This window comes from Prosthecobacter sp. (assembly GCF_044226605.1).
Taxonomy (GTDB): Bacteria; Verrucomicrobiota; Verrucomicrobiia; order Verrucomicrobiales; family Verrucomicrobiaceae; genus Prosthecobacter.
In genome coordinates, this window is record NZ_JBGAGS010000019.1 from 132,176 (window position 1) to 158,490 (window position 26,315).

Annotated in this window: 20 protein-coding genes and 1 pseudogene; 8 read left to right on the forward strand and 13 right to left on the reverse strand. The window is 61.6% G+C overall.

Going from position 1 to position 26,315, the window contains the following annotated elements; translation table 11 throughout:
- Positions 1-118: 118 nt before the first annotated feature.
- Complete coding sequence (locus ACILSO_RS24180) at positions 119-2,062, reverse strand: hypothetical protein (protein ID WP_395740045.1); 1,944 nt, start codon at positions 2,060-2,062, stop codon at positions 119-121.
- Between the two features lie 56 nt (positions 2,063-2,118).
- Positions 2,119-5,247 (reverse strand): DUF2339 domain-containing protein, encoded by a 3,129-nt coding sequence (locus ACILSO_RS24185; RefSeq protein ID WP_395740046.1) that lies wholly within the window; start codon positions 5,245-5,247, stop codon positions 2,119-2,121.
- A gap of 90 nt (positions 5,248-5,337) precedes the next feature.
- Here ACILSO_RS24185 and ACILSO_RS24190 point away from each other — a divergent pair, with 90 nt between their 5' ends.
- Positions 5,338-6,213, forward strand: a complete 876-nt coding sequence (locus ACILSO_RS24190; RefSeq protein ID WP_395740047.1) for a LysR family transcriptional regulator — start codon at positions 5,338-5,340, stop codon at positions 6,211-6,213.
- Between the two features lie 82 nt (positions 6,214-6,295).
- Positions 6,296-6,931, forward strand: a complete 636-nt coding sequence (locus ACILSO_RS24195; protein WP_395740048.1) for a hypothetical protein — start codon at positions 6,296-6,298, stop codon at positions 6,929-6,931.
- 40 nt (positions 6,932-6,971) lie between these two features.
- Here ACILSO_RS24195 and ACILSO_RS24200 read toward each other — a convergent pair whose 3' ends face one another.
- Entirely contained in the window at positions 6,972-8,012 is a 1,041-nt protein-coding gene (locus ACILSO_RS24200) for a hypothetical protein (RefSeq protein ID WP_395740049.1), read from the reverse strand.
- A gap of 143 nt (positions 8,013-8,155) precedes the next feature.
- Here ACILSO_RS24200 and ACILSO_RS24205 point away from each other — a divergent pair, with 143 nt between their 5' ends.
- Complete coding sequence (locus tag ACILSO_RS24205) at positions 8,156-8,587, forward strand: thioredoxin family protein (RefSeq protein WP_395740050.1); 432 nt, start codon at positions 8,156-8,158, stop codon at positions 8,585-8,587.
- Between the two features lie 66 nt (positions 8,588-8,653).
- On the opposite strand, the gene ACILSO_RS24210 is transcribed toward ACILSO_RS24205, so the two are convergent.
- Positions 8,654-9,436, reverse strand: coding sequence for an NIPSNAP family protein (locus ACILSO_RS24210; RefSeq protein WP_395740051.1), 783 nt, complete (start codon positions 9,434-9,436; stop codon positions 8,654-8,656).
- Positions 9,437-9,479: 43 nt separating this feature from the next.
- The gene (locus ACILSO_RS24215) at positions 9,480-10,388 is read right to left on the reverse strand and encodes a sugar phosphate isomerase/epimerase family protein (RefSeq protein ID WP_395740052.1); all 909 of its coding nucleotides are present in this window, start codon (positions 10,386-10,388) and stop codon (positions 9,480-9,482) included.
- Between the two features lie 210 nt (positions 10,389-10,598).
- On the opposite strand from ACILSO_RS24215, the gene ACILSO_RS24220 reads away from it, so the two are divergent.
- Both ACILSO_RS24220 and ACILSO_RS24225 read left to right on the forward strand, forming a co-directional pair.
- Positions 10,599-11,564, forward strand: a complete 966-nt coding sequence (locus tag ACILSO_RS24220; protein ID WP_395740053.1) for a hypothetical protein — start codon at positions 10,599-10,601, stop codon at positions 11,562-11,564.
- A 32-nt stretch (positions 11,565-11,596) separates the two neighbouring features.
- Entirely contained in the window at positions 11,597-12,349 is a 753-nt protein-coding gene (locus tag ACILSO_RS24225) for a hypothetical protein (protein ID WP_395740054.1), read from the forward strand.
- A 140-nt stretch (positions 12,350-12,489) separates the two neighbouring features.
- Here ACILSO_RS24225 and ACILSO_RS24230 read toward each other — a convergent pair whose 3' ends face one another.
- The 3 genes from ACILSO_RS24230 to mutS are packed head-to-tail and all read right to left on the reverse strand — an operon-like array spanning position 12,490 to position 17,071.
- Complete coding sequence (locus ACILSO_RS24230) at positions 12,490-13,665, reverse strand: serine hydrolase domain-containing protein (protein WP_395740055.1); 1,176 nt, start codon at positions 13,663-13,665, stop codon at positions 12,490-12,492.
- A 16-nt stretch (positions 13,666-13,681) separates the two neighbouring features.
- Complete coding sequence (locus ACILSO_RS24235) at positions 13,682-14,503, reverse strand: hypothetical protein (protein ID WP_395740056.1); 822 nt, start codon at positions 14,501-14,503, stop codon at positions 13,682-13,684.
- A 27-nt stretch (positions 14,504-14,530) separates the two neighbouring features.
- Positions 14,531-17,071, reverse strand: a complete 2,541-nt coding sequence (gene mutS, locus ACILSO_RS24240; protein ID WP_395740057.1) for a DNA mismatch repair protein MutS — start codon at positions 17,069-17,071, stop codon at positions 14,531-14,533.
- 94 nt (positions 17,072-17,165) lie between these two features.
- Here mutS and ACILSO_RS24245 point away from each other — a divergent pair, with 94 nt between their 5' ends.
- Together ACILSO_RS24245 and ACILSO_RS24250 are read left to right on the forward strand one after the other, a co-directional pair.
- Positions 17,166-18,299: a metallophosphoesterase family protein gene (locus ACILSO_RS24245; RefSeq protein ID WP_395740058.1), complete on the forward strand. Its 1,134-nt coding sequence runs from the start codon at positions 17,166-17,168 to the stop codon at positions 18,297-18,299.
- Between the two features lie 50 nt (positions 18,300-18,349).
- Positions 18,350-18,709 (forward strand): hypothetical protein, encoded by a 360-nt coding sequence (locus tag ACILSO_RS24250; protein WP_395740059.1) that lies wholly within the window; start codon positions 18,350-18,352, stop codon positions 18,707-18,709.
- A gap of 291 nt (positions 18,710-19,000) precedes the next feature.
- Here ACILSO_RS24250 and ACILSO_RS24255 read toward each other — a convergent pair whose 3' ends face one another.
- The 5 genes from ACILSO_RS24255 to ACILSO_RS24275 all read right to left on the reverse strand — a co-directional run bounded on the left by ACILSO_RS24255 (position 19,001) and on the right by ACILSO_RS24275 (position 25,821).
- Entirely contained in the window at positions 19,001-20,056 is a 1,056-nt protein-coding gene (locus ACILSO_RS24255; protein WP_395740060.1) for an MBL fold metallo-hydrolase, read from the reverse strand.
- A gap of 241 nt (positions 20,057-20,297) precedes the next feature.
- Positions 20,298-21,227: an alpha/beta hydrolase fold domain-containing protein gene (locus ACILSO_RS24260; protein ID WP_395740061.1), complete on the reverse strand. Its 930-nt coding sequence runs from the start codon at positions 21,225-21,227 to the stop codon at positions 20,298-20,300.
- A 40-nt stretch (positions 21,228-21,267) separates the two neighbouring features.
- Positions 21,268-22,155, reverse strand: a complete 888-nt coding sequence (locus ACILSO_RS24265) for a hypothetical protein (RefSeq protein ID WP_395740062.1) — start codon at positions 22,153-22,155, stop codon at positions 21,268-21,270.
- A gap of 5 nt (positions 22,156-22,160) precedes the next feature.
- Positions 22,161-24,140 carry an SUMF1/EgtB/PvdO family nonheme iron enzyme gene (locus tag ACILSO_RS24270; protein ID WP_395740063.1) on the reverse strand — a complete coding sequence of 660 codons (1,980 nt, stop codon included), beginning with the start codon at positions 24,138-24,140 and terminating at the stop codon, positions 22,161-22,163.
- Positions 24,141-24,159: 19 nt separating this feature from the next.
- On the reverse strand, positions 24,160-25,821 hold the full coding sequence (locus ACILSO_RS24275) for a hypothetical protein (RefSeq protein WP_395740064.1): 1,662 nt from the start codon (positions 25,819-25,821) through the stop codon (positions 24,160-24,162).
- Between the two features lie 169 nt (positions 25,822-25,990).
- Between ACILSO_RS24275 and ACILSO_RS24280 the strand changes: the two are divergent.
- A pseudogene (locus ACILSO_RS24280) lies at positions 25,991-26,315 on the forward strand (hypothetical protein); the annotation flags it as partial.

Sequence of the window (26,315 nt, forward strand, 5' to 3'; positions counted from 1 at the left end):
TGGAGAGATAACGTCCGCATGCAGGCCGGGGTTGCAAGGGGCGCTTCGTGCTCCAAGACCGCGCTTGATGGAAGTCTCCGTCGTCGGCCGTGGGGCCGGCAGGGCGTCTGCCCCGCCGTCACGGTTCTTTGGTCTCCTCCCCTTTTGGCGGCAGCATTTTTGCCACCACCCAGAGCAGCGCCCCCACCACCAGCGCCAGAGCGGCCCACATCCACGGACCGCCCTTCCCGGCGGGGCTGCCCGGGTCCGCCTCAAACCCCGGCAGCTTTTCTTCATCCCCCAGCGTGCCCGCCACCTTGGTCGCACTTTCAAACTCAGGCCGCACCAGCTGCAGATCATAGCGCGTGTAGGGGGCGGTCCGGTTGCCGTAGCACAGCTGCACCGGAGCCGTGTCCGGCACCCGGAACAGCAGCCTCACCACCGGATACAAAACCCGCGCGGAGGTGATCACCAGCCGCGCATTGTCACCATTGTCCGTCGCCACCCGGATCGTGCCTGCACGCGGCGAGCTGTACAGGGAAAGGTGAAAGGTGCTCGCAGGCTGCCCGGGCCGGCGCTGCCAGTTCGCATTGCTCAGAATGCGTTCGAAATGCCCCCGCTCTGTCTCGTGCTGTTCGGAAACCGTGAGCGTGCGTGCAAACAAAGGCGTGGGCGAGTCCAGCAGCAGTTCGCTCGCGGGATAGTTGGCAAACGGCATCTGGATGTCCCACTTCGACCACGTGGTTTCTTTGGGATCGCTCACTTCGATGATGGCCACCGGCTGCTCTCGTTCCAGGCCCGGTTTAATGGCCAGAAACGGAATCTGGCGCCCGTCCCGCACCACGCGCACATCATGCAGGTCATTCGCCGCACGTGCCAGCACTTCAGGCATCAGCTCCACCACGACCACACCTGCCTCGGTGAATTTCACCGGCCGTTGAAACGCCCATGGAGACACATCGATCGCCGGACCCACATCGCCCACATCCGGCGCAGTGGCCTTTTTGTTGAAGACCGGGTTCTCTTCCACAGCGCTGGCCATGCCGGACTGCGCGCCCGCATCCCGCAGCTTTTCGCCGAGTGCGGCGATGTCATAGCGCGGCTCCGCAGCCTGCGCGTTGCCAATGTAAAACTGCCAGTCTCCCGCCGCGTCCGCCTGAAACACCGCCGGCACCGGGTGCCGCGTCGCCTCGATGTGCTCGATGCGCAGCGGCGGGCTGTCGCCATTGCGAATGATGAGTTCCACTTCACGCGTCGTGGCCAGCTGATGCACACTCATGTCCATCTCCTCCGCGCTGCGGCCTTCGTATTGCAGGCGGAAAAGCCGGGCGCGGGCATTCAGCAGCGTGGCCTCCCGCTGAAACACCGGCTCCGGCGTGTGCAGCCGCACATTCCCCAGCAGCACGTTAGCGCTGCCCAGGTCCAGTTTGAGGTGCGTCTCACCCGCAGTCTCTGTCCGCCCCCGGATCGTCACCGTTTGCGGCAGCGTGCGCAGTTCAGGCAGATCCCGCCGCACCTGCGCACCGAGAAAGACCACCGGCTTGCTGCGCGAATCATCCAGCGTCACGCGGAAGTGCGTCCACGCCGCTGCGGCAAAGCTGAAGCGCAGTTTCTCCGTCCCGCTCTGCCGGAAGATCAGCTGGTTGTTCGCCAGCGTCTGCCAGCGCGCACCGTCGGGGCTGGCCTCCAGTGTGGCAGATTTGATGAACTGCACCTCCGGCGTCTGCAGCGCCACTTCGGAGATCGTGCTGCCTGCGGGCGCTCGAAATTCCAGCACGGTGTTCACGCTCGCCGGATTGAGCGAGCCTTTGAATTCTGGCGCCTCCACCATCTGGGGGCGGATCATCCGGGGCAGGGCAAGGATGTAGGGCGTTTCCGCTCCCGCCGGACTGATGACACGCAGATCATGAAATGCCGCGCCGCCGTCGGTCTTTGAGGCGCCGAGCAGCGCCGGCTCGAGCTCGATACGGGTCAGCCCCGGTCTGGTGATCCGCACCGTCTGCCGGTGCGTCCAGGCTGAGAGGTCGGCGGCATGGGCTGCAGAGCACACGCACAGGGCTGGAAGCAGAAGATGCAGTTTCATGATTGGAAAAAAGTAGTCACGAGCCTTGGCTCGTTCTGGGGCTTGGGGCGCACGGATTAAAGTCTGGGATTGCCTTTGTCATCACCGAGGAAACGTTGATACAGGAACGAGGCCGCAAGAGCAATGACGGCCACCACCATCAGCGCGCCGATGCGGTAGATGCTCTCGATTTTCGCGAGATCATGCACGAAAAGCTTCAGCAGCGCCACCGCCAGCAGCCCCACTCCGGCATAGCGCGTCGGCGCATTGCGCTGCCAGATGCCGATGATCAGCAGCCCCAGCGCATACAGCGCCCACGCGATGGTGTAAGTCATGTCGCGGGCAGTGTTGCCATCAAAGTCAAAGGTGATCGAGCTCTCCCCCTCCGGTGTGAACGCATCTGCGATCTCAATGTTCAGCAGCAGAAAGAGCAGGATGCCACCCAGCGCGCAGAAAAGCCCGCGCAGATTCACCGCGCCCCAGCGATGGTTCGGCGGCGTCAGCCAGCGTGCCGCCGCAAACAATGCCAGCGCTGAAAGGCTGTAGGCATACAGCTGCCAGTTCAGGATCGCCGTCTCACCACGCACTTGGTATTCCAGCACCGCAGGATTCAGCGCCAGCCGTGCAAACGCCGCCACCAGCAGCACGGCGCCTGTGCCGCGCAGACCCGGGTGTGGCACGCGGAGGAAGAGCCAGCACAGCGCCGCGCCCTCCAGAGCCCAGCCCAGCGTGATCCACTGTTTCTCGAACTGGATCGGGAAGATCAGCGTGATGAAAAACAGCGCCACCCCGCCAAACCACGCCAGCTGTGCCAGGCGCGCCGGATTCTCCGCCCTGTGCTGCTTCAGCACAAAGACCAGGCACAGCAGCGGCGCGAGCGCAAAGGCCACCGGCAGCAGTCCCATCATCTCATTTGGCCAGGCCTGCCCCACCAGTCGGTACACCAGCCCAAAGGTTCCCAATCCCGCGGCAGCCGAGGCAATCCACGGCAGCTGACGTGTGGCAAAGAGCTTCTCAAACACCAGCGGATAGGCCGTGAAGATCGCATAAAATCCCAGATACCACAGCAGCGGCGTGGTCGCATGCTCCACGCTGAAGCTCTGCTGGTGCCACGCCCATTCCAGCGCCAGCACACAGCCCAGCGCCGTGGGAATCAGCACCGTGATGCCGCTGAGGCGCGCCAGCCCCAGCAGAAACACCGTGAGCAGCAGCGCCAGCCCGAAAATCGATGAAGGATCCGCCACATGCAGATGCACCGTGGCCAGGATCAGCAGTGCAAACGGCAGCACCGCCGAGCTCACCGGCAGCATTCCTGCCATCGGCACCTTCGGCATTTTGCGCGAGATAAAGCTGCTGGCGATTCCAAACAGCACCGCAAACCCTCCAAGCACGATGAGGAACTGCCCCAGGCTCCCCGTGGTGTTCGCCGGCATCTGCATGAGCCACGCCCCCGCAGTGGTCAGCGTCAGCGCCAGTGCGGCCAGCACGGGAATCAGCGCACCCGTGAAAATCGCCAGACCGATGATCAGCAGATCCACCAGCAGGATCGCTGGCCACAGCATGAGGCTCACAGAGTCCAGGCACAGCACCGGCATGAGCAGCAGCACCAGCGTGATCACCGGCGTCCAGCTCATGTAGGCTGTGGCGTTCTGGCTGCGCTTCTGCCACAGCACCGCAAAGGCCGTGTGCAGCAGCCCGAAGGCCAGATAGATGCCCAGCGCATACGGCAGCAGCTCCGGCGTCAGTTTGCTGATGGTCCACGTCGTCAGGTGCAAAAAGGTCACCCCGGCCACTGTCCCCTGCGCCCCCGCCACTTTCGGCTGCAGCCACACCACGGCCATCACCACCGCATTGATGCCCAGCACAAAGGAATACAGCAGCACCGGGCGCTCCGTGATCGCCCCGTAGCCGAGAAACACCATGGCTGCAAACATCGCGCTGCCGCAGAGCGCCAGAGCCGCCCCTGCCGGAAAACCGTCTTCATCCTCACGCTGCCTCGACCACCAGGCCGCCAGCATGAACAGGATCGCAAAGCCCAGAAACACGCCCACCGGAACCCATGTCGCCGCACCCATGGCATAATGAGACGAGTGGAAAAACTTCAGCATCCATCCCGCCTGCATGACGATCGTGCCCGCGGCGGCCAGCGCCGTCAGGTGCAGCCAGCGCTTGTGCTTCGCCACCGCCAGAACCCCGATGTCCAGCAGCGCGATGTATCCAAACAGCCCGCCCGGATTGTCATGTCCTGTGGAGCACAGGATCGGCGTCAAAAACCCGCCCAGCATGCCCAGCACCGCCACCACCTGCGCGTGCATGCGCACCGCCAGCAGAAAGGCCGTCGCGGTGATCAGCGCCATCAGGCCAAACGTCACCAGCGCATGATCAAACGGCGGTATGTGATACAGCGCATGCGCCGCAAAGCTCACCCCATACAGCACCACGATGCCGGTGGCGCACAGCGTGTGCGCCAGAGTCGCGTACAGCTCGCGCCGCTGTATGACCACACCGGCTCCTACCAGGCCCGCGCCAATCACAAAGCCAATGGCCGTCCTCAGCTCGGGCGAAATCCATCCGCGCTCAATGCTCAGCTTCACAAAGAAAATGATGCCCAGAAACAGCGCCAGACCGCCCACCCACGCGAAGAGCTTGGCTCCCATGAACTGCTCCAGATTGAGGCTAGGCGCAGGCGCACGCGGAGGCGCAGGGCACGGCTTGGATTCAACGGGCGGGCTGAAGCCCGCCGCCCGTGCGGGAGCAGGCGGCGGTGGAACGGTCGCAGGTGAAGATGCAGAGGCAGTGGGGGCAGGCTCGGATGGCACAGCTTTCAGCGCAGGTACTGTTTCCGCAGGTGGAATCGGTGGCGGCGCGGACCGCGCCACCACAAAGACCGGCTCCTCTGCTTCCGCCGGTGGCGGCGCTGCAGCCGTCTCTTCGGCTGCCACAGCCGGCGCACTGACATCTTCTTTCGCCACCGCAGGAGTCTCCTGCCAAGGCAGTGCTTTGCTCCCCGCCTCAAGTTTTTCGATGCGCAGGATCAGCCGCGCCTCACGTTCGATGCTGCGCGTGACCACCTCGCGCAGCTCACCGAGCTTCACGCTCAGCTCCTTGGCATTTCGCCGTGCCGAAGCGGCGGAAACAAGGGCTATGATCGGCAAAATGAGCACCGCGCCACCGATGATCATCACAATGAAAAGGATTTCGTCCATAACACCGCCCACTCTCTCAGGATCGGCCGGCAAGGGAAATTGATATTTCCAGGTGGCATCATTGATAAACCGTATAGCCTCCCGCAGGCCATGAACGTTCATCACCTCGAGCTCTTCTATTACGTCGCGCGGCATGGCGGTGTCAGCGCGGCCGCGCGCGCCATGCCCTACGGCATCCAGCAGCCTGCCATCAGCGCGCAGATCCTCCAGCTCGAAGACTCCCTCGGCATCACCCTGTATCAGCGCCGCCCCTTCCAGCTCTCGCGGGAAGGGCAGACGCTCTACGACTTCATCTCGCCCTTCTTCGGCGGCCTCACCGAAATGGCCGACCGCCTGCGCGGGGGCGGCGAAAACCGCCTGCGCATCGCCTCGGCCGAGATCGTGCAGCGCGACTACCTGCCGGAGATTTTCGTGCGCATGCGGCGTCGTGTGAAGGGCTTTCACTTCACGCTTACGCATGGCCGGCAGCAGGAGATCGAGGCCCTGCTCGCCGCCCAGGAGGTGGACATCGGTTTCGGCACGCTCATGGAAAAAACCACGGCGAACATCGACTCCCGCGAGCTTCTCCGCCTGCCCATGGTCCTCCTGGTGCCAAAGCAGAGCGGCATCACCAAGGCGGAGCAGATCTTCGAAAAGGACCGCATCGATCTCCCGCTCGTGGCGCTGGAGGCCAGGGACGTCGTGTCACGCTCCTTCCAGTCGGCCCTGCGCCAGCGCGGCGTTGAGTGGCTGCCCAGCCTCGAAGTGGGCAGCCTCGATCTTGTGCTGCGCTATGTGGTGGAAGGCTTCGGCGCTGGCCTCGTGCTGCGCCATCCACGGCTCGAGCTTCCCCCGAATGTCAAAGCTCTCCCGCTGGAGGGTTTTCCACCGCTGTGCTTTGGCGCACTTTGGACCGGCCGCCTCTCACCTCTGGCAGAGGCCTTCCTTTCAGAAGCCGCAGCGCTGGCAGGTGAACTCTCCGCCTAGCCGCCGTTTTGCCAGAGGCCCCGTCGGGTTCCACAACAATCGAATGAATAAGCTGCGGACCTATTCGTCCGAGCTTGGGAACATGAAACCCACCTCGCTCCTTTTTCTCACGTCACTCGCTCTCGCCGCATCGCTCTCCTCCTGTGTGGACGTGGGCGGGCCCTATGCCTCCGGGTACGGCCCGTCGTATTCGAGTTATTCGTCCTACTCCTCGCGGCCCGGCTACTACGGCAGCAGCTATTACTCGCGCCCCGTGGTTTCATACAACAACTACTACAGCTCACGGCCTTACAGCAGTTATCCCAGCCGCTCGTATTCCGCTCCGGCCTTCTCTTCCTTCTTCGGTGGCTGGGGTGCGCCTTCCCAGCACCACTCCAGCCACGGTTATTCCTCCGCTCCGGCATACAACCACCATCAGCACCATTCCGGTAGCCACATCACTGCCAGTCCTTTCAGTGCACCTTCCTCCGGTTTTGGAGGCAGCTCTCATCATTCCAGTGGCACCTTCGGCAGCGGCTTTGGCGGCAGCAGCTCCCATCATCATTCCAGCGGCGCCTTTGGTGGCGCATCTTCAGGCAGCTCGGGCGGCAGCTTTAGCGGAGGCAGCTCACACCACAGCGGGCATCACTTCAGCGGCAGCAGTCCGGCTCCGTCGGGAGGCACCGCGCCCAGCCACTCGGGCAGCGCTCACCACAGTGGCCATCATTCCATGCACTGATGGAAACCAGTTCTGAAAAAAGGTGATCGTTTGATCCGCCTCACTGCTGCGCTGGCAGATGGCCAATCACTCGCGGCTTCCCCGCGCCTTCCCAAAGCATGAGGGCGGGGCCTTTCCCCTCTTCCACATCGCCGCAGAAAAACACCCGCGGTTTGCCGTTTACCTCCGTGGCGCAAAAGCCGTCCACATGCTCCGAGTCCTCGGTGATCAGCTCCGTTTGGTTCAGCGAGTGTGACATCGCCGCAAGATGATCCTGGGTCGATGGCGTGCCCTCGGAGGTCGGCGCATACAACGGCCTGGCCGGCATCGGCGTGCGCAAGATGGCCGCCATGTGGTGCCCGCGCAGCTTCACATAGATCCACTTCCCAGCGGGTGCCACTTGCTCCACCCAGAGACTGCCGCCATTCGCCTCATCCGTATTGAGAACCGCCAGCGGCGCGATGCGCGCACCCACCAGTGTTCCCAGTCGCTCCATGCCAGTATCATCGTCCGGCTGAATGCCGCCCTCCCACAGATCTCCGCTGCTGATGAAGAACAGCCGCCCTTCCGCTGAAAACACTCCGCCCGTCGCATTTTCCACACGGCGGCAGAAAATGGAGAGAAAGGGATGTTTGCTCCCTGGCTTGCGGCCATAAAAAATGCCCCGGCCTGTTGCTTCAGCCGTTTCGTTGCCACTCAAAAAGAGACAGTCTGTCAGCGGCGTTCCGGGCACCGTGGACACAAACAAGTCCGTGGCATTGAAGGCAGGCGCGGTGGCGCACACATGCTTCACGGGCGTGGCCGCTCCGGGCGTCCACACCCACACGCCGTTTTTCGCCAGAAACAAAGCCTCGCCCTCGCCGCCCGCGGCCACGCTTCCCACGCCCTCATCCTTCAACTCGGCCGGCATGGGGGCCTGCGTAATTTTGCCAGTGCCGATGTCCACCTGCATCAGCCCGGGTATGCCCCTGCTGTCCAGGCCCATCGTCACCGTCTTGCCATCTTTCGAGAAAAACGCCTCATTGGCCGCACCGGGCTGAAGCGAGAAGGTGAACACCAGTGAAGCACTGGCGAGAAAAACCGGCAGTCGTGAAATGCTCATGCCCCACGCGGTAAGTCAGCCTGACGCCAAGTCAATCCCCATCGCCCCCACCTGCCTCTTGCGAACGCATTCCAATGCTTGGAATAAAAAACACCTCTTGTGCATCTCACCAATCGTTCCTCATTCCACCGATCATCTCTCCCATGAAAAAAGTCATTCTCCTCCTTCTTGCCGCCACAGCCAGTCTCACTCTTGCCAGCGATTTCCCCAAGGGCAGTCCGGAATTTAAAACCAGCAGCACCTCCGCCCTCAACGCCGCCAAAAAATCCGGCAAGCCCGTCATCCTCGTCTTCTCTGCTGCCTGGTGCCCGCCCTGCCAGGCCATGAAAAAGGAAGTCTATCCCAGCGAAGAGGTGAAGCCCCTTCAGGACAAGTTCGTCTGGGCCTATCTCGACATCGATGACGAGAGCAATGCCAAAGTCGCCAGCAAATACGGCGTCAACGGTATTCCCCATATCGAGTTCCTCGACGCCTCCGGCAAACAGATCGACAAACAGGTCGGCAGCACCCCCGCCGCAGCCTTCGCCAAAACGCTTCAAGGCGTGCTGAACAAAGCCACGACCAAGGCCAAGTAACAGCCCGTCCTCGAACGAAGGTCATTCCAGGAAGCCGGAGTTTTTCCGGCTTCCTCCAATGCGCGGCTAAATCTGCGAATACGTCGCGGGCACCAGCACGATGTTTGTGATGCGTGACACGATCTCCTTGTCCGTAAACCCCGGTGTTGTCTTCAGCTTCGTCCACTCCGGATCCACGCGGAACGTATTCCACGCCTGATCCTTCGCCGCCGCGTCGCTGAAGCTCAGCATGTACGTCAGGTTCGGCATCAGCGGCCCCACGATCGTCTCCCCAAAAAACACCGAGTTCAGACCGCTCCGTTTGAAGATCGCCAGCTCGCCGATGTTGAACATCTCGATCTTCTTCTTCGCGGTCTTCTCCGTTGGGCTTTCATAAATGCGCAGCTGATACACCGTGCCGCGCTTCGCCGGCACGTCCATCGCAGGCATGCCCGCGATTCCCTTTGTCAGCCAGCTTTCCACGCGCTCATAAACAACATCCGGCGCCGGCGCATCCAGATACGCCGCACCCTGTTTCTGCAAGGCCGCGTCTCCCAGCAGTTCCGTGCTCTTCGCAAACTGCTCCAGCGAGCAATGCCGCAGCACCACATACACCACAGGTGCCGTCTCCGCCTTCTCCGGCAGAAACACCCCAACATTCTTCACCCCGATCCTGTTCAGCGCCGGAATCGCCGCATCCTTCAGGTAGCCCTCCAGCACGTTCTGCTTCTCCGCGCTTTTCAGCGTGTACTTTCGGATTTCAAAATACTCAGGCGCAGAGCCGGGCGCATCCGCAGCAGTCAGTTCTTGTGCAACGCCGACCAGCCCGGTGGCGGCCACGGTGGATTTGAGGAAGGTGCTTCGTGTCATGGAAAGGTAGGATGTTGTGTACAAAGGAAAGACGAAGCCGAAATTAAACAACTTTCGCCAGCGCACCCGCCAGCGCCGCGTAGCTCTTCTTCGCAGCCGCCACTGGATCATACCCGGGCTTGCTAAAAATCTGCCCGCTCACCTCCACCACCACCGGCCCGGTATAGCCGTGCTTTTTGAGCAGCGTGAAATACTTCACGTAATCCGTCCGCCCCTCGCCCGGCAGCAAAAACTGAAACTTCGCCGCATCCCCCGTCGAGTCCTTCACATGAATGAACTTCGTCCGCGGCAGCAGCAGCTTCATGCTCTCCTCCATGTCGATCCCCTGCAGCTCAAAGTGGCTGTAATCATACGTCACCTGAATCGCTTCAGACTTCACCTGATCGATCAACCACAGCAGCCGCTCCGGCGAGTTCACCGCGCTGCCCACATGCGCCTTGATCGCGATCACCGTCTTCTCCTGCTCCGCCACTTCCGCCCACGCTTTCAACCGCTCCACCATGCCCGCCTTCTGCTGCTCCCACGTCGCCGGTTTGCCACCGCACACCGTCTCCATGATCGGCGGCTGCGCCGCGTTCATGTCCCGCGCCACCTGCGCCGCATCCTTGATGCTTTGCAGGTTCACCGCATGCGCCTTGTCATCCGCCGTCAGGCTCACGTTTACCATCAGGCACGGCACATCCAGCTTCAGCGCCGCGAGCTGCTGCACCGCCACCTTTCGCGCCTCTGCGGAGAAAGACTTTGGCTCCGTCGGAAAGTCCGCATTCAGCGCCAGTTCCACATTCGAGTAGCCGATCTCCGCACACGTTTTCAGCGCCTCGTTCAAAGCCAGCGTCTTCATCCCATACAAACTAAACCCCAGGCTCGGTCCGCCAGCAGCAGCGCCACGCGCAAAATGAGGCAGGGCGGCAAACCCCAAAGCAGTGTGAAGAAAATGGCGGCGTGTAGGCATGGGCATAAAAGAGAGTTGGAAGTTCGTGGCGTAAAACTACCAGCCGCCGCATTCCTTGCACGGGAAGTTTTACCCGAGGCCACCACAGAAGGCAGTGTCCCTTGGGTCCTTTGAGTCCTTTCTGTCCTTCGCCTAGACCCAGCGCTTCCCACCCCACCCCACCAAATCCCTGAGAGACAAATCCCACCCGCCGCGTTCTCACGCCCCACCATGACACGTACCCTCCACCGCCTCGCACTCACGGCTCTCGCGCTCGTCTCACTTCCTCTCACCGCCGCTGCCGCCGACGCGCCCAAAACGCTCAACGTCCTCTTCATCGGCAACAGCTTCACCGCCCGCCACAATCTCTCCACCGTCGTCAAAGCCATGGCCGAGGCCGGCCAGCCAGGCCTCACCTTCAATCGCACCGACGTCATCTACGGCGGCCGCACCTTGAGAGACCACTGGCGCCTCGGCAGCCAGAACATCGTCAAACAATCCACCCTCACGGAGGCCGAGGAAAAGGCCACCATCGCCGCCCTCGAAAAAGACGCTCAGGACCCCAAGGACAAATACGCCAAAAGCGCCCTCGAGCGCCATGCCCAGGTGCTTGCCAAACTCGAAGCCAACCGCAAGCCCTGGGACATCGTCGTCCTCCAGTCCTACCGCGACGACACCGAAGGCGATCCTACCCTCTACGCCGAATACGCCCCCAAATTCGCCGCACTCGCCAAAGCCCAGGGCGCCCGCGTCATTCTCTACGAGACCACGCCCCAGACCCAAAACGAAAAGCCCCTCACCGCCGCCCCCGACTCCGATCGCATCCTCAAAAAAGAGCGCGCCATTGCCGCTCTCGCAAAGCAGACCGGTGCCTCCGTCGCGCCCATGGCCATCGTCGCCCTTCGTTGCCAGACCCAGCGTCCAGATATCACCCTGCGCTTCGTCAATGACAACCATCTCAATCAGACCATGGCCTACCTCACCGCCTGCACTCTGTACTCCGCCCTCTTCAATCAAAGCCCCGTCGGCCTCCCCATCGACTCCATCACAGACACACGCAGTATGGACGCCCCAAAAAACGATCCCACCAAGGACCGCGACGGCAACCCCATCACCCGCAAATTCTCCGAAAAAGACCGCGCCGACCTCCAGCGCATCGCCTGGGAAGGCTGGCAGGAATTTCAGAAGCTGCCGTGATGGTTCCTTCAGCTACCCGCCGTATTTTCTGCATGAGCCTCCCGCCTCATGACACAGAAAAAAGGCCCGCGAAGTCACTGCCATCCGCAGTTCTCGCCGCCCTGTGTCTGGCCCTTCCACTGCAGGCCCAAGATGGCATGCCCATGCCGCAGCCTCGGCTCCCAGACGACGACGGCGCCATCCCCCGCGTTGTCAATATGGAGGAGTTCGAAGCCCTCGTGACGAACTCCCCCTTCACCCGCTCTCTCGGCGTCTCAGACTCCCTCATCCTCACCGGCGTCGCCCATTTCGAAAAAGACGTTTACGCCACTCTGCTCGATACCAAAACCTTCGAGTCCCACGTCGTATCCAGAATCCCCAACTACCAGGGCTGGCAGCTCGTCGGCGTCGGCGGCGTCAGCGATGAAATGCAAACCTGGTCCGCCAAAATCCAGGTCCCCGGCGGCGAAGTCATTTCCGTCCGCTACCAAAAGCCCCCGCCCAGACCCCCGCGCACAAAATCAGGCGGCAGCTCCAGCGGCTCCGGTGGCAGCACCCCGCAGCTCACCTCCTCTCAGCTGAGCGAGGCCAAAACCGCCGCCGTAAATTACAAGGAAGGCTTCTCCTCGGACGGCTACCCCAAAGCCCCACCCCCCGAAATGGTCGCCAAACTCGGGCGCCTCAGCACCTCCCAGCGCGAGACCATCAATCAACAAATGCTCGGCCTCCGCAACAAAGGCCTCGGCCTCGACGAACGCCGCAAAATCTACGAAGGCCTCGTGGATCGCTCCTTGCAGCAGCGTTAGACGGTTCCCCCCTGGGAGCGCGGCACTCCGATGCCGCACCGCTCCGCAGTTTCAAGATACTCCGCACTCCCACGTGATGACTCTCAGGCAAGCCGCATTGCCGTATGTCCACATCGGCAGACTGTCCGCCGGATCCCCCATCACCTCCCCATCGCCTTCGCCGCCGCATTCTGAAACGCCTCCCTTACCGGACTCGCGTCGCTGTTGGGGAAGTTCGCACGCTGCACCATCAGCACATAGATGACCTCCTTCTTCGGATCGATCCACGCCTGCGTACCCCACGCACCTCCATGACCAAAAGTCCCCGCCGAAAGCATCGCCGCCAGACCCTCATGCGGCTCCTTCAGCACACAGGCACCGATGCCCCAGCCGTAGTTCTTGCCGTGACTGCCGAACTCCGCCTTCTGGAAAAACCCGCAGGGCAGATCGCCCGTGTGCACAGACGAAAGAATCTTCACCGCCTCCGGACTCAGAATGCGTTTGCCCTCCAGCGTGCCGCCATTGAGCAGCATCTGGCAAAAGCGCGTGTAATCCTTCGCGCAGGAATACAACCCGCCATTGCCCTGCGGCGGCCGACCGCGTTTGCCGAAGTCACCGCGTGGCGGCACCGCCTCCAGTTTGCCGCTCTCCTTGTTCTTCGCATAACCCGTGGCCACGCTGCTCCACTGCGCATCCGTGGGATAAAAGGTCGTGTTCGCCATGCCCAGCGGATCAAACACGCGCTTCTGCAAAAACTCATCAAACGTCATCCCGCTGATCACCTCCACAATGCGTGCCGCCGCATTGATGCCCGACTGGCAGTACTGCCATTTCGCTCCCGGCTCAAACTGCATCGGCGTCGCCATCCAGATCGGCACCAGATCCGCCAGCGTATGCGCCTCCTGCGCCTTCGCACCACCCGCCTCCCCCAGCCCCGAGGTATGCGTCAAAATCTGCGTGATGGTCAGATTCGCCGCCTTGCCCGAAGGCGTTTTCAGCCCCGCAAACTCCGGCAGATACTTCGCCACCGGATCCTCAATGTTCAGCTTCCCCTCATCCTGCAGCATCATGATCGCCACGCCGGTCACCGGCTTTGTCATCGAAGCAATCCAGCACATCGTGTCCACATTCATGACCTTCTGCTTCTCCACGTCCGCCATCCCACTCGCCTCCAGATGCACTACCCCATCCTTCCTCGCCACCACCGTCACCACCCCCGCCACTTCATTCTTTGCAATCATCCCCTCCATCGCCTCGCCAATGCCCGGAAGTTTGGGTGTGGCTGTATCCGCGAAGGCGAGTGACGAAAGAACGAAAGGAAGGAGAAGCGTGCGCATGGTGATGTTTGTATTTTCAAGTAATCGTATGAAGAGGAAAAACGTCCTCCCAAGAATCATCTGATCGAATATGCTCTAAAAAGGCATCAAACCCCTTTTTTGTATAAACATGCAGGTGTGATATTTGATGCTCCATGAAGGAATGCGTTTTGCCGAAAGCATACTTCTTACCGACAAAAATGGTGCATTCATCCACTTGCTTTGGTTCATCGGCAATCTGTCCATTTGCAGAGTAATCAATGGCCCAAAGCGTACCGTCTGATACCACCAAGACAGGAATAATCACTGTTGTAAGACACGTGTTTTCAAATTCATTGAGCGATGTTCCGGCATCTGAGACCAAGTCGAAGGACGAGGCCAAAGCTTGACTCCACTTGTCAAAAACCTCCGAGTCACTAGCCGTCAATTCTTTGTCCTTAGTTGCAGTTTTGCCGACTTGCGTGGTCGACTTACCAACAAGTTCATTTTTCCGGTACATTGTGTGTGCTGGCGGAAATCTGTATGACCAGCAGTTTTCTTTACCAGTGCGCACCGCATGATGATAAGCTTCTTCTCGGCGTCTTGGGATTCGGCTGACGAGCAGAGGATAATGCTTCTTCAGATTTTTACATTCAACAGCGAGTCGGAGTATGCTTGAACCTTGTGTGAACTTCATCCTGATATCAAACTGCCGATCTTTTCCAGTCAAAGGGTCTTGGTATGTTCCACCATGCTCCGCAGTTCTATCTTTTTCCATGCATGAACGAAAAACATCGATCTCGAATTGGAAATCATCTGCCGTGTTCAAGTATAACAGCAAGTCGTCCTTGGTAATTGGAGCGGAATCTAGCTTTGGCATAGGTGAGTGAATTGATTTTTGGCTCTTCTACCCAAACAAAACCATCTGCCCCGCATCCTCATCACTCACCGCCTTCTTCCTCGTCTTCGCCGGCACACTCGTCGCCACCGGCACCTCCTTCACACTCTCCGCCGGCTGATGCCCCGCCTCCAGCTGCAGCAGCACTTCCTTCGCGCGATCAATCACGCCCTCCGGCAGCCCCGCCAGCCGCGCCACCTGAATGCCATAGCTCTTCTCCGCGCTGCCCGGCATGATCTTGCGCAGGAAGATGATCTGGTGATTCCACTCCTTCACCGCCACGTTATAGTTCTTCACCGCACTGCGGCTCTGCGCCAGCGCCGTGATCTCATGGTAGTGCGTCGCAAACAACGTGCGCGATCCCACCTTGTCATGCAGATGCTCCGCCACGCTCCACGCAATGCTGAGCCCATCAAACGTCGAAGTCCCGCGCCCGATCTCATCCAGGATCACCAGACTCCGCTCCGTCGCATTGTTCAAAATCAGCGCCGTCTCATTCATCTCCACCATGAAGGTACTCTGCCCCCGCGCGATGTCATCACTCGCGCCGATGCGCGTAAAGATGCGATCCACCAGCCCCACCTCCGCGCTGAGCACAGGCAGATAACTGCCGATCTGCGCCATCAGCGTCAGCAGCGCCGTCATTCGCAGGTACGTACTCTTACCCGCCATGTTCGGACCCGTGATCAAAATCAGGCGGCTCTCCTCAGGCTCCAGCGTGATGTCATTCGGCACAAAGCGCTCGCCACTCGTCAGGTTCTGATCCAGCACCGGATGCCGCCCATCGCGGATGAACAAATTGCGCGTCTCATTCAGCACCGGCCGCGTGTAGTTAAACAGCCGCGCCGTCTCCGCCAGCGATCCCAGCGCATCCAGAATCGCAATCGTCTCCGCCGTCTCCTGAATGTGCGCCAGATGCTCCAGCACCCGCCCGCGCAGCCCGAGAAACTCCTCATACTCCAGCGCCTTGCTGCGCTCCTCGCTGCCGAGGATTTTGTCCTCCATCCGCTTCAGCTCATCGGTGATGTAGCGCTCACCGTTCACCGTCGTCTGCTTGCGATGATAATCCGGTGGCACACTGCCCACATTCGCCTTCGTGATCTCAATGAAGTACCCAAACACCGCGTTGTACTTGATCTTGAGACTCTTGATCCCCGTGCGCTCGATCTCCCGATTCTGCAAATCCGCGATCCATTGCCTGCCCAGCGTCGAGGCCGCGCGCAGCTCATCCAGCGCCGGCAGATACCCCTCACGAAACACGCCGCCCTCCTTGATCTGCATCGGCGGCTCTTCGGCGATCGCTTTCTGAATCTCCTGCGAGATCCCCGTCAGATCATGCAACCGTCCCAGCAGGAGTGGGATCATCCGGATCCCTCCTTCAGTCATCGACTCCTCCTGCACTCCCCCTTCAATCAACTGCTCCAGCGCCGCCCGCAGCGCAGGCACCACCTCCAGCGAAGACGCCAGCATCAGCAGATCACGCCCGTTGCCACTGCCCTGGCTCAGCCGCGAACTCGTCCGCTCCAGATCCCGCACCTCCTTCAGCAGCGTGCGTATCTGGCTAAACAGCATCGACTCCTCCAGCAGCGCAGCCACCATGTCCTGCCGCTGCGTCAGCGTCTCCAGATCCCGCAGCGGATGCAGCACCCAATGCCGCAGCTTCCGCGCACCCATCGGCGTGCACGTGCGATCCAGCGCGCTCAGCAGCGTGTGCGCATTCCCACCACGTGCCGTCACCAGTTCCAGATGACTCTGGCTCGCCGCATCGATCAGCACCACATCGCTAATTTGAGCATGCCGAAGTCGCTGGATGTGGTCCACACTCCGCCGCAGTTGAAACTGCAGATACTGCAAAATGCACCCCGCAGCCCCAATCGCCGCACTCAGTCCCTGACAGCCAAAACCATCCAGTGACTGCACCTTGAAATGCTGCGTCAGACTGTGCTGCGCCTGATCAATCAAAAACAAATACCCCTCCACCGCCAGTGCACAGCTCGGCCTGCCCAGCAGCTCGATCAAATCGCTCTGCTCCTCACTATACAGCAGCTCACTCGCCTGCAGCCGCTCCAGTTCATCCACCAGCTCCGTCGCATCCTTAAATTCCACCACCTCAAACTCGCCCGTCGTATGGTCCACATACGCCAGCCCGATCTTCTTCCCCTCGCGAAACACCGCCGCCAGATAGTTCGCCCGATTTGAGTCCAGCAGGTTCAAATCATTGATCGTCCCCGCGCTCAGCACCTGAGACACCGCACGCTCCACGATTTTCCCCGGCACCGGATCCGTCGTCTGCTCCGCGATCGCCACCCGCTTCCCCGCCTTGATCAGCTTCGCGATGTATCCCTGCGATGAATGATGCGGCACCCCGCACATCGGCACCCCGTTGCGCTTCGTCAGCGCCACATTCAGAATCGGCGAGGCCGTCTTCGCATCCTCAAAGAACAGCTCATAAAAATCCCCCAGCCGGAAAAACAGCAGCACATCCTCCGGCAGCTCGCGCCGGATGGCGAGGTACTGCTTCATCATGGGAGTGGTGCTGGCGTCAGACATGGCGTGGGCGGGCGTCAAGAAGTCAAGAGGCGGGCCGGGAGGTCAAGGTGGAGAAATGCCGAATGACAAAATGCCCGCTCACCGTTCACACCGCATGCCCTCTCGTCGCCATTTCCTCCACACCTGCACCGCCACCGCCGCAGCCGCCACTCTCCCAAATCTGGCATCCCACGCCGCAGACGCCCCCAAGCCCTTCTCCTTCATCCTCCTCGGCGATCTCCACTACGACAGCCTCTCCCACCACGACATGAAATGGCTCGATGCCCACCACGGCGGCGATCTCAGCCAGATCCAAAACTACTCCCGCCTCACTGCCGAAGTCATGCCCGGCATGTTCGCCGCCATCAAGCAGCGCATCGCATCCCTGCGCGACTCCGCCGCACCACCCGCCTTCGTCCTCCAGGTCGGCGATCTCGTCGAAGGCCTCTGCGGCAGCGCCGAACTCTCCGCCCGCCAGAACCGCGAAGCCCTCGCCTTCGTCACGCAGGCAGACCTCGGCCTCCCCTTCGTTTTCACCAAAGGCAATCACGACGTCACCGGAGACGGCGCCAAAGAAGCTTTCGATGAAGTCCTCCTCCCCTTCATGGCCAAAGAGGCACGCATCCTCGACTCCACCGCCACCCACACCCAGGCCAATCACACCCTCACCTTTGGCGACTCCCAGTTCGCCTTCTTCGATGCCTACGACAAAACCAGCCTCGAATGGCTCGAAGCCGTCGCCGCCAAGCGCACCGCCAAACACCTCTTCGTCACCATCCACCCGCCCGTCGTCCCCTACGGCGCACGCGCCACCTGGCACCTCTACGCCGGCGAAAAGCTCAAAGCCCAGCGCACCAAACTCCTCGACATCCTCGGTCAGCAGCAGGCCATGGTCCTCGGCGGCCACCTGCACAAATTCAGCGCCCTCACCCGCAATGCCGGCGGCAAGAGCTTCTCCCAGCTTGCCGTCAGCAGCGTCGTCTCCTCGTTAAATCAAAAGCCCAAAGACATCCGCCACGGCCTCGCCACCTACACCGGAGATCAAATCAATCTCGAACCCAAGCACTCCCCCGACACCGCCACCCAGCGCCGCGAAATCTACGCCACCGAGCGCAAAGAAGTCACCTCCTTCGAATACGCCGACACCGCCGGCTTCGCCGTCATCACCGTCAACGGCCCGCACGTTGAAGCCTCAGTCTATTCAGGCTCCGCATCAGATCCCTTCCAGACGCTCAAGATCTCCGTGTAAAACAAGTGTCCGCTTGATCCTCCGCCTCACACCGCCAGATTCATTTCATTATGACACAACCTCAACGCGAAGCCCTTTTCGACATCCTCACCCTTTCCATCTACGCAGACGCTCACATCTCCCTGACCGAGGAGCGCCTCCTTGAGTCCGCCTTCATCGCGGAAGGCTGGGATTCCGAGTACCCCAAGAACCTCTTCATCGACGAATCCTTCGCCCGCGCCCGCGAGATGTCCGAGAGCGACGACACCATGTTCGACTACATCAATGAGAAAGCGCAGATCTTCACCACCAAGACCGCCCAGAAGGAAGTCCTCGGCGTTGTGAAAAACATCCTCAAAAGCGACGGCGAAACCCCCGAGGAAAACGAGTTCTACAGCCTCCTCGTCCAAGCCCTGCCCAAGGCGAAGTAGCAGCCCGCTGTGCATTCAGCAATAAGCAGACGGGGTGTGCCATTCTGGTCCAAGCCCGTAGGGCTGTCACAACCGTAGCCGTGGGTGCCAACCCACGGACGGCGAAACCCCCGAGGAAAACGAGTTCTACAGCCTCCTCGTCCGGGCCCTGCCCAAGGCGAAGTAGTCTTGAGAAACGGTCAGCCGCATCTCCTGCCCTAACAGCGAAAAGACGGCCAGCGTGCAGCAGGCGGTCATGTAGCTCGGTATTCCGATACCGAGTTTGCACCGCCACAGAATCGAAATTCCGCACTACATCGCCGCCTGTCCATATTGGGAGTGTGGAAATGCAGGCTGGTCACCCAAATCCAGCCCCCAGTGCGCCGGGTAGGCAGTCTTCGGGAAGATCTCCCGGGCCTCCCGCAGCATCTCCAGCCACACCGCACGCTCGTAGCGGTCGGACAGGTGAAACAGCACCAGTTCCTCCACCCTCGCCCGCTGCGCCAGCGTTGCCGCAAGGACCGTGGTCATATGGAAGTTCCTCCTGGCCAGCTCCATGTCCGCGTGGCGGTACTGCCCTTCGCAAATCATCACCCGGCAGCCGCGCAGCACATCCGTCAGCCTTTCCATCGCCGCTTCATCCAGCATGAAATCCGTCAGGTAGGCGATTGAGTCTCCCGGCGTCTCCACGATCAATTTTTCTCGCAGCTCCTCCATCGAGTGCGTGACGCCATCGATCACCACCACCCCGGCGCCCTCCGCTGACTCCTTCAGCTGCTTCATCCAAGGCCCCGGCCGTAGGCCCAGCGCCGCCAGCCGGGACAGGTCAACATTCCGCCGCGCCTTCTCCCGCACCACATAAGCCAGAGTCGGCGTCCGGTGATCCATCGTCACAACCTCCACGCTGCACCCCGCTCCCTCCCAGATCGTCCGCACATACGGCTGCGTCCCTTCGTCATGCGCTGCCGCAAAAGCCTCACGCAGCTCAAGCCGCGTCGTGCGGACCTCCGCAGGATGCACGTCAGAAACACGCCACGTCCCCGCCATCTCCTCATGCAGATTCCACAAGAACCCTTGAAAGCGATGCTGCAAAATCCGGATCGTTTCCGGCGGCCCCCAGATCCGGTTCGGCTTCGTCTGCCGGTTGAAGGTGCAGCGGAAAAACGAATCAAATCCCCCCACATGGTCCATGTGCAGGTGCGAAAAAAACAGCTGATCAATCCCCTGCACCTCCGCAAAAGGCACGTCCGAAAGACACCCTTCCCCGCAGTCAAACAGCAGCCGCTCCACCGCCTGACCACTGTCCACCTGCACCAGCAGCGCGTTGTCACTGCCAGCAGCACCGAGAATGCGATACGAAATGCTCATCGGCCCTGCTATCTCGTGCCCGCCGAACGTCAAGGATCAGGTGCCCTGAGTCCGGCATCTTTTTTCGGCGTGCGGAAACAGCCACAGTACATCGCACGGGCACCCGTGAAGTGGTCCGCACACTCCGTGTGCGGCTCTCGGGATGTCGCAAACACCCGAAATCTGCGCAGAGATTTTCAGCTAGCAGTCTGCGCCAGCGCCCAGGCCACGAACAGTTCAAGTCCCCGCCCGGCCACGCCCCTCACTTCATCACCGGCTCTCCCAGCTGCTTCTTGAAAAACGCCGCCGCGATGTCCACCGTCTCCGCGCACCACGGGTCGCTCATCCAAAACGGATGCGGCGCATCCTTCAGCGTATGCACCGCCGTCTCGATCCCCAGCGCCTTCAGCTTCTCCATCATCTCCGCACGTCCGATTTTAAGCGTGTCCTTTTCACCCTCGATGAAAATCGTCGGCGGCACTCCCGCTCGCACATGCGTGATCGGTGAGGCCGCCTTGTAAATCTCCGGCATCTCCTCTTCGCTCCCGCCAAAAAACAACGACGCACCCTCGTTCTTTTTGCCACGGTTCGCCGCCACCAGGTCCTGCGTCGCCGCCATCACAATGCACGCCTTCACCGCGCTGCTTTGCTCCTTCCACGGCCCCTCACCCTCAAACTCCTTCAGCCCCGTTGTCATCGCCGTCAGTCCGGAGAGATGCCCGCCCGCAGAGCCGCCCATGCAGCCAATCCTTTCCGGATCGATCTTCAGCTCCTTCGAGTGCGCGCGCAGGCAGCGCAGCGCCGCTTTGCAGTCGTGCAGTGCCGCCGGGTACTTCGCTTCAGTGCTCAGGCGGTAGCTCACCAGCGCCGTCACAAATCCCCGCTGCGCCAGGCGCTCCATCATCGGCCTGTCAGCCTCCACCTGCCGTGCCTTCCAGCCGCCGCCGTGAATGTCCAGCACACAAGGCCACGTCCCCTCCGCGTCCGGCACATACACATGCAGCTCCACGGTGTGCTCCGGATACTTCGCCACTTCAATCGTCCTCGTCGTAAACCCAGTCGGCGGCAGCGACTTCAGCGCCTTCCATTTCGGCCCGTTTGAGTTCGGCTTCGCCGCAGGCTTGGCATCAGCCGCACAGGCGGCGCTCAGGGTGGCGGAAAAGGCAAGACAAAGAAAAAGGCGTTTATGCATGGGCATGCATTAAACGCCTTCCGTACCGCTGATCCTGCCGTCATTTCTTCTTCGGCACCGTCCCCAGCGACGTGGGCATTTCAGAAGTCTTGCGCAGCAGCCTCTTCTTCGGCGGCGGTGCACCCGGATCAAAGATCTCCCCGCCCATCACCTTGGCCCCCGTGCTGGTCATCACCAGCGTCGGGCGGTTGCCATCCGGATCCTTGTAGTAGTTGCGCTGGTTGATCTTGCCGTCCGGATTCACCACGGCATGGCAGAAAATATGCGGCTGCGCCAGAAACATCACATGCAGCTTGTTGTGCACATCAATGCTGATCTGCGGCGGCACCGCCATCATCGCCGGTCCCAGCAAAAACGTCGCCACATACGCGCCGCTGCGGTCATCCGTGATCCGGCAGTACAGCTGCAGATCGTCCAGCTCCCGGTACAAGATCACCTGATACCGCCGCTGCCGTCCCGCGTTCGCAAACCCCTCCGGTACTCCATACGGCTGGTCAAACATGTTCGGCTTCGAATCCGAGATCGTCATTCGCACCTTGTTCGACTGATAGTACTGCCCGGTGATCGGGTGCAGCACATTCGCCACCATGGAAAAAGTACCCAGGTCCGCCGTCGAGTATCCGCCGGAAAGCTCCACCTTCGTCGTGTTCGTGCCACCCGCCTTGATCGTCACAGGTTCGTCCGAACCGATTGCGATCGGCGACAGCCGCCGCCCGGTGGACTCCGTGATTTCAAACTGCAGCCAGTCCCGCGAGCCGTGACCTCCTACGATCACATCCGCTCCAGACCGGTTCGTCACCGTCACCACCGCCACCACCGGCTCTCCGGTCAGAAACTGATTTTTCAGCAGCGTCAGGTTCGTCACGTACTGCGCGCGCGCCTGGCCGCAGCACAGGCAGAGAATCATCAGGAAAAGGATGCGGTTCATGAGCTTCATGGCGTTGGTTTGGCGGGTGCGGTGCTGCTGGCGGTACGAAATCCTCGGGCCAGTGTAGCCTCATTTGCGGATTCTGGAAAGCGTCTGTCCGTGAGAAGCTGATCATTGCTCTTCAGCCCAAAATGCCCCCCGCGCACCACCGGCACCTTGATGTCCACGTAGTCCGGGTGCGCCGGCCACTCGTCGGGCTTGCTCTCACCGGAGGTCCACTCGCTCACATTTCCCGCCATGTCGCACACGCCATACGGGCTCACATCCAGCGTCACCCGCGTGATCGGCGCCCACAGGTTGTACCCGTCGATCTTTCCGCCCTTGCCTTTCGGCGAGGCGTCATAGTCGTCACCCAGGTTTGCCGCCTTCGGGTTGGGCGTGTTTCCCCACGGGTACAGCCGGCCTTTGTCACCTTCACCGCGTGCGGCCTTTTCCCACTCCTGCTCCGTCGGCAGTCGCTGGCCCTTCCATTTCGCAAAGGCATACGCATCCCACCAGTCCACCTGGGACACCGGCGTGTTCAGCGTGATGCTCTCCCCGTTAAAGGTCGTGCCCGCCTTCGCCGCCGCATAATACTGGCCCCACTTCGCCGGCTCATGCCCCGTCTTCGTCTTCGGCTGCAGCGCGTGGTCATACGCCCCCGCCTTCGCGCTTTTCAGCGCCTTTAAAAACTCCGCATACTGCCCGATCGTCACCTCGTGCTTGCTGATCCAAAACTCCGGCAGCCTGATGTGCTCGTTCTTTTGATAGTTAAACGTTCCCGCCGGGATGCGCACCATCTCGATCGGCAGCGCCGTGGTGCTCGCCGCCGGCGGCGTGTTCTTGCCGTTCATCATCGCTCCCAGCCCCGCCACCACCACCAGGATCAGCACGATCGCCGCCCACACCCACCACGGCTTCTTTCCATTCACCGCCACCGGCATCGTTTCCGCCTCGATCTTGCGCACAATGCTCCGCTCGCGCATGTCGTCACGCACATCATCCAGCGCGTTCAGCAGCCCGTTCCAGTCGTGGTTTGCATCCGCCAGGGACTGCAGCAGTCCGCGGGCTTTTCCCTCCGCAGCCACCTGCCTCATCATCTCCAGAAAGGCCTTCACATCCGCCTGCGCATCACGTTTTTTCGCCACTGCCGGACGGAAGAAGTTCACGATGCTCGCCTGGTGGTCCGCATCGATGTAAATGTCCCGCGGCGACATGCTGCGGTGGTGGTAGCCACGCTCCGTCGCAAACTGCATCGCCTCCGCCACGCCAAACAGCACCTCCGCCAGCCGTCGCTCGCTCAGCAGTTCATCTGTCAGCTCGATCTCGGACAAACTCCGCCCCCGCGGCAGTTCCCGCGTGTAAAAGAGCCACCCGTTCGTCTCTCCCGCCTCATACAGCGGCGCGATCCGCGGGTGCATCAGCGAAGCCTTCACGCGCTCGCGTTCCTTGAATTTCGCCACCACCTCCGGCTGCTTCAGGTACTCCGGCTTCAGCAGCACCAGCGCCACCGGCCGCTGCACCGTGATCTGCAGCGCGCGGTACGTCTCCGCCTCCTTTTCAATGTACAGCCTCTCCAGCACCTGGTAGTTGCCCAGCACCGTGCCCGGCACCATCACCGGCGGCGGTTCATCGCTCTCCGTCGGCAGCGTCAGCAGCGCACGCACCCGGTCCAGCAGCTTCTCCGGCGTGTACGGCCCGTCCTTCAGCACCAGCCCGTCCGCGATCTGGTCTTCAAATCCCGTCAGGTCATATCGTGTGGTAAAAAGCACCCGCGTCTGCGGAAAGCGCCCGCGCACCGTGTCCCTCAGCGCAAAGCCCGTCTCCTGCGTTTTAAAAATCGCCTCCGTCACCAGGATGTCCAGGGAGTCAGCCTTCGCCACCCACGCTGCGGCGCTCGCCGAATCGGCGAAGTCCACCACAGAGTAGCCAGGGAGATTATCCCTCAGCCAGTTGGCACGTACACCGCGTAGCGCGGCATTGGAATCGACAAACAAAAGTATCATGCGGGCATGTCAGTGGCGATCACCTCCCCACGGGCGGGAGCAGCGGGTTCACACCCCCGGGCGCGGCGCCCGGTGTGGATCCGAACTCCAGGAGATCGCGGGGCTCTGCAGCCACATCCTGGAGTTTGTTGTTGTAGTACAGCCGGAGCATGTACCCGTAATAGGAACGGCGGCCATGCTGCTGGATTTCGGCGGGCGAAAGGGCGGGCAGGTGGTACACCACATCCAGCAGCTCCTCACCCGCACCGTTCCAGTCCACCGGAGAGGACTGCCACGTTTCCACGGGTTCGGGCGCGATCGTCTGCGCCACCTGCACATTGTTCACACGGTCAAAAAAGAACACCTCCAGGTCCAGCTCCTTGCTGTTGATCGGCCGGTTCCCCGCACGCTGGATCGGCACATGCAGCACGTAGCGTTCACCGCTGTTCACCTTGAAGTCACGCTCCGCCTGGCACGCGCCCAGCCGCAGAAATTTTTCGCCCTCACCTCCCGGAAGCGAAGTGCCGCCCGGCACCGTCACCGCTGCCGAGCCAGAGCCCAGCCTCCGCGCCGCCAGTTCAAAGTAGCTCCCCGCCTTCGTCGGCCCCAGCAGCTGAATGCGCCGCCATGCATCCATCGCCTTCGCCGTTATCCCCATCTGCTCATACGTCTGCGCCATCTCCGCGATGATCGCCGGGTGGTCAGGGTTCACTTCCTCCGCCTTGCGCAGCAGCTCCAGCACACCCTGCATGTCGCTCAGGCCGCGCAGCTCCTTCGCAGAGGTCACCACGTAGTTCACATCCTTCAGCAGTTCCATCGCCGCATCCTGCTTGGGTTTCACGCTGTCAGGAAAATTCATGTTCGGCCCAAACTTCGGCGTCGTGGCCACCGGGGCGCTCGCGTTCAGCGGCGGCGGCGTTGCAGGCGTCGCAGCCATCGGGGGTGTGGACGTCTGCGGTGTCATCGCAGGTGGCACCGCAGCCGGCTGGGAAGCATTCGCAGCAGGCCCCTGCGTGCGGGCAGCGCTGCCCGGCAGAGTTTGCGGAAGAGACGCCGTGCCCGGCAGTGCCTTCGGCATGGCTGCAGTCCCCGGCAGCGCTGGCGGTGTGGTTCCACTGCCTGGCAGCGGGTGTGGCTGCGCTGCAGCACCCGGCAGCGCCGGCGGCATGGCCCCGCTGCCCGGCAGCGGGTGCGGCTGCGCTGCGGCAGAATCAGGAGCCGGCGGCAGGGAAGGCGTGCGCGTCACAGAGTTCGGCCGCGGCAGGGAGGAACCCTGCGGCACATACGCAGAGCCCGGCAGCGCAGGCGTCTCCGTCCCCGGCTGGGTGAAGGAGCCGATCGGCGGCGGCCCATTGGAAACCGGCGGCGCCACCGGCGCAGCCACCAGAGACCCCGGCAGCGGCGGCGCAGTCGTCACAGGCTGCGGCAGGGCTATCTGGCCGACCTCCGGCACCGCGCTCGGCGCAGGCACAGGCGCAGGGGTTGAAACAGGTGCCGCAGGGCGGGAAGCCGCCGGCCGCTCAGCCTGTACCGGCGCACCAGCCGCCACGGGCCTGCTCGCATCTCCGGACCCATTGTGGTTCACGATCAATTTCGCCACCAGGCTCATCTGCACCACCGCCAGCACACACAGCGTCCCCCAGGCCACCGCAGAGGAGCGATCACGTTCAGACGACAGAATGGTGGAGGGCGGGGGAGTCACAGGTTGCTGAAAAAGACGATCATGGTACGATTTAGCCCTCCTAGTGTCAATGCTTCAGGGTTCTTCGTTCAAAATGCCGGAAGGTCACACCCTCCCGTTGTTTTCTCATGCCATTGAAACGTCACCGCACTACCATCCGTGTGATTTTTCCTCCACTCCCGCCGAATTAGTGGCACAACTGCGCCACCGCGAAGGCCTCGTCTGGATGGATTCCTCCCTCGCCACCCCCGGCGCCATCTCCATTCTCACCGCCGAACCCGTCGCCACCCTCCAGGGTCACATCGACCACGACTGGGAAAAAGTCCGCTCCGCCCTCCGCATTCCCCGCGCCTCCGCCGGCGGTCTCTACGGCTGGGTCGGCTACGACGGCCATTTCACCTTCGGCATCTACCCCCACGGCCTCGTCTATCACCACGACACCTCCAGGTGGTACCAATTCGGCGACTTCAAACTCCAAAGCCCCCCCACCTCAGGCCCGCCCGCTCCCGCGTCAT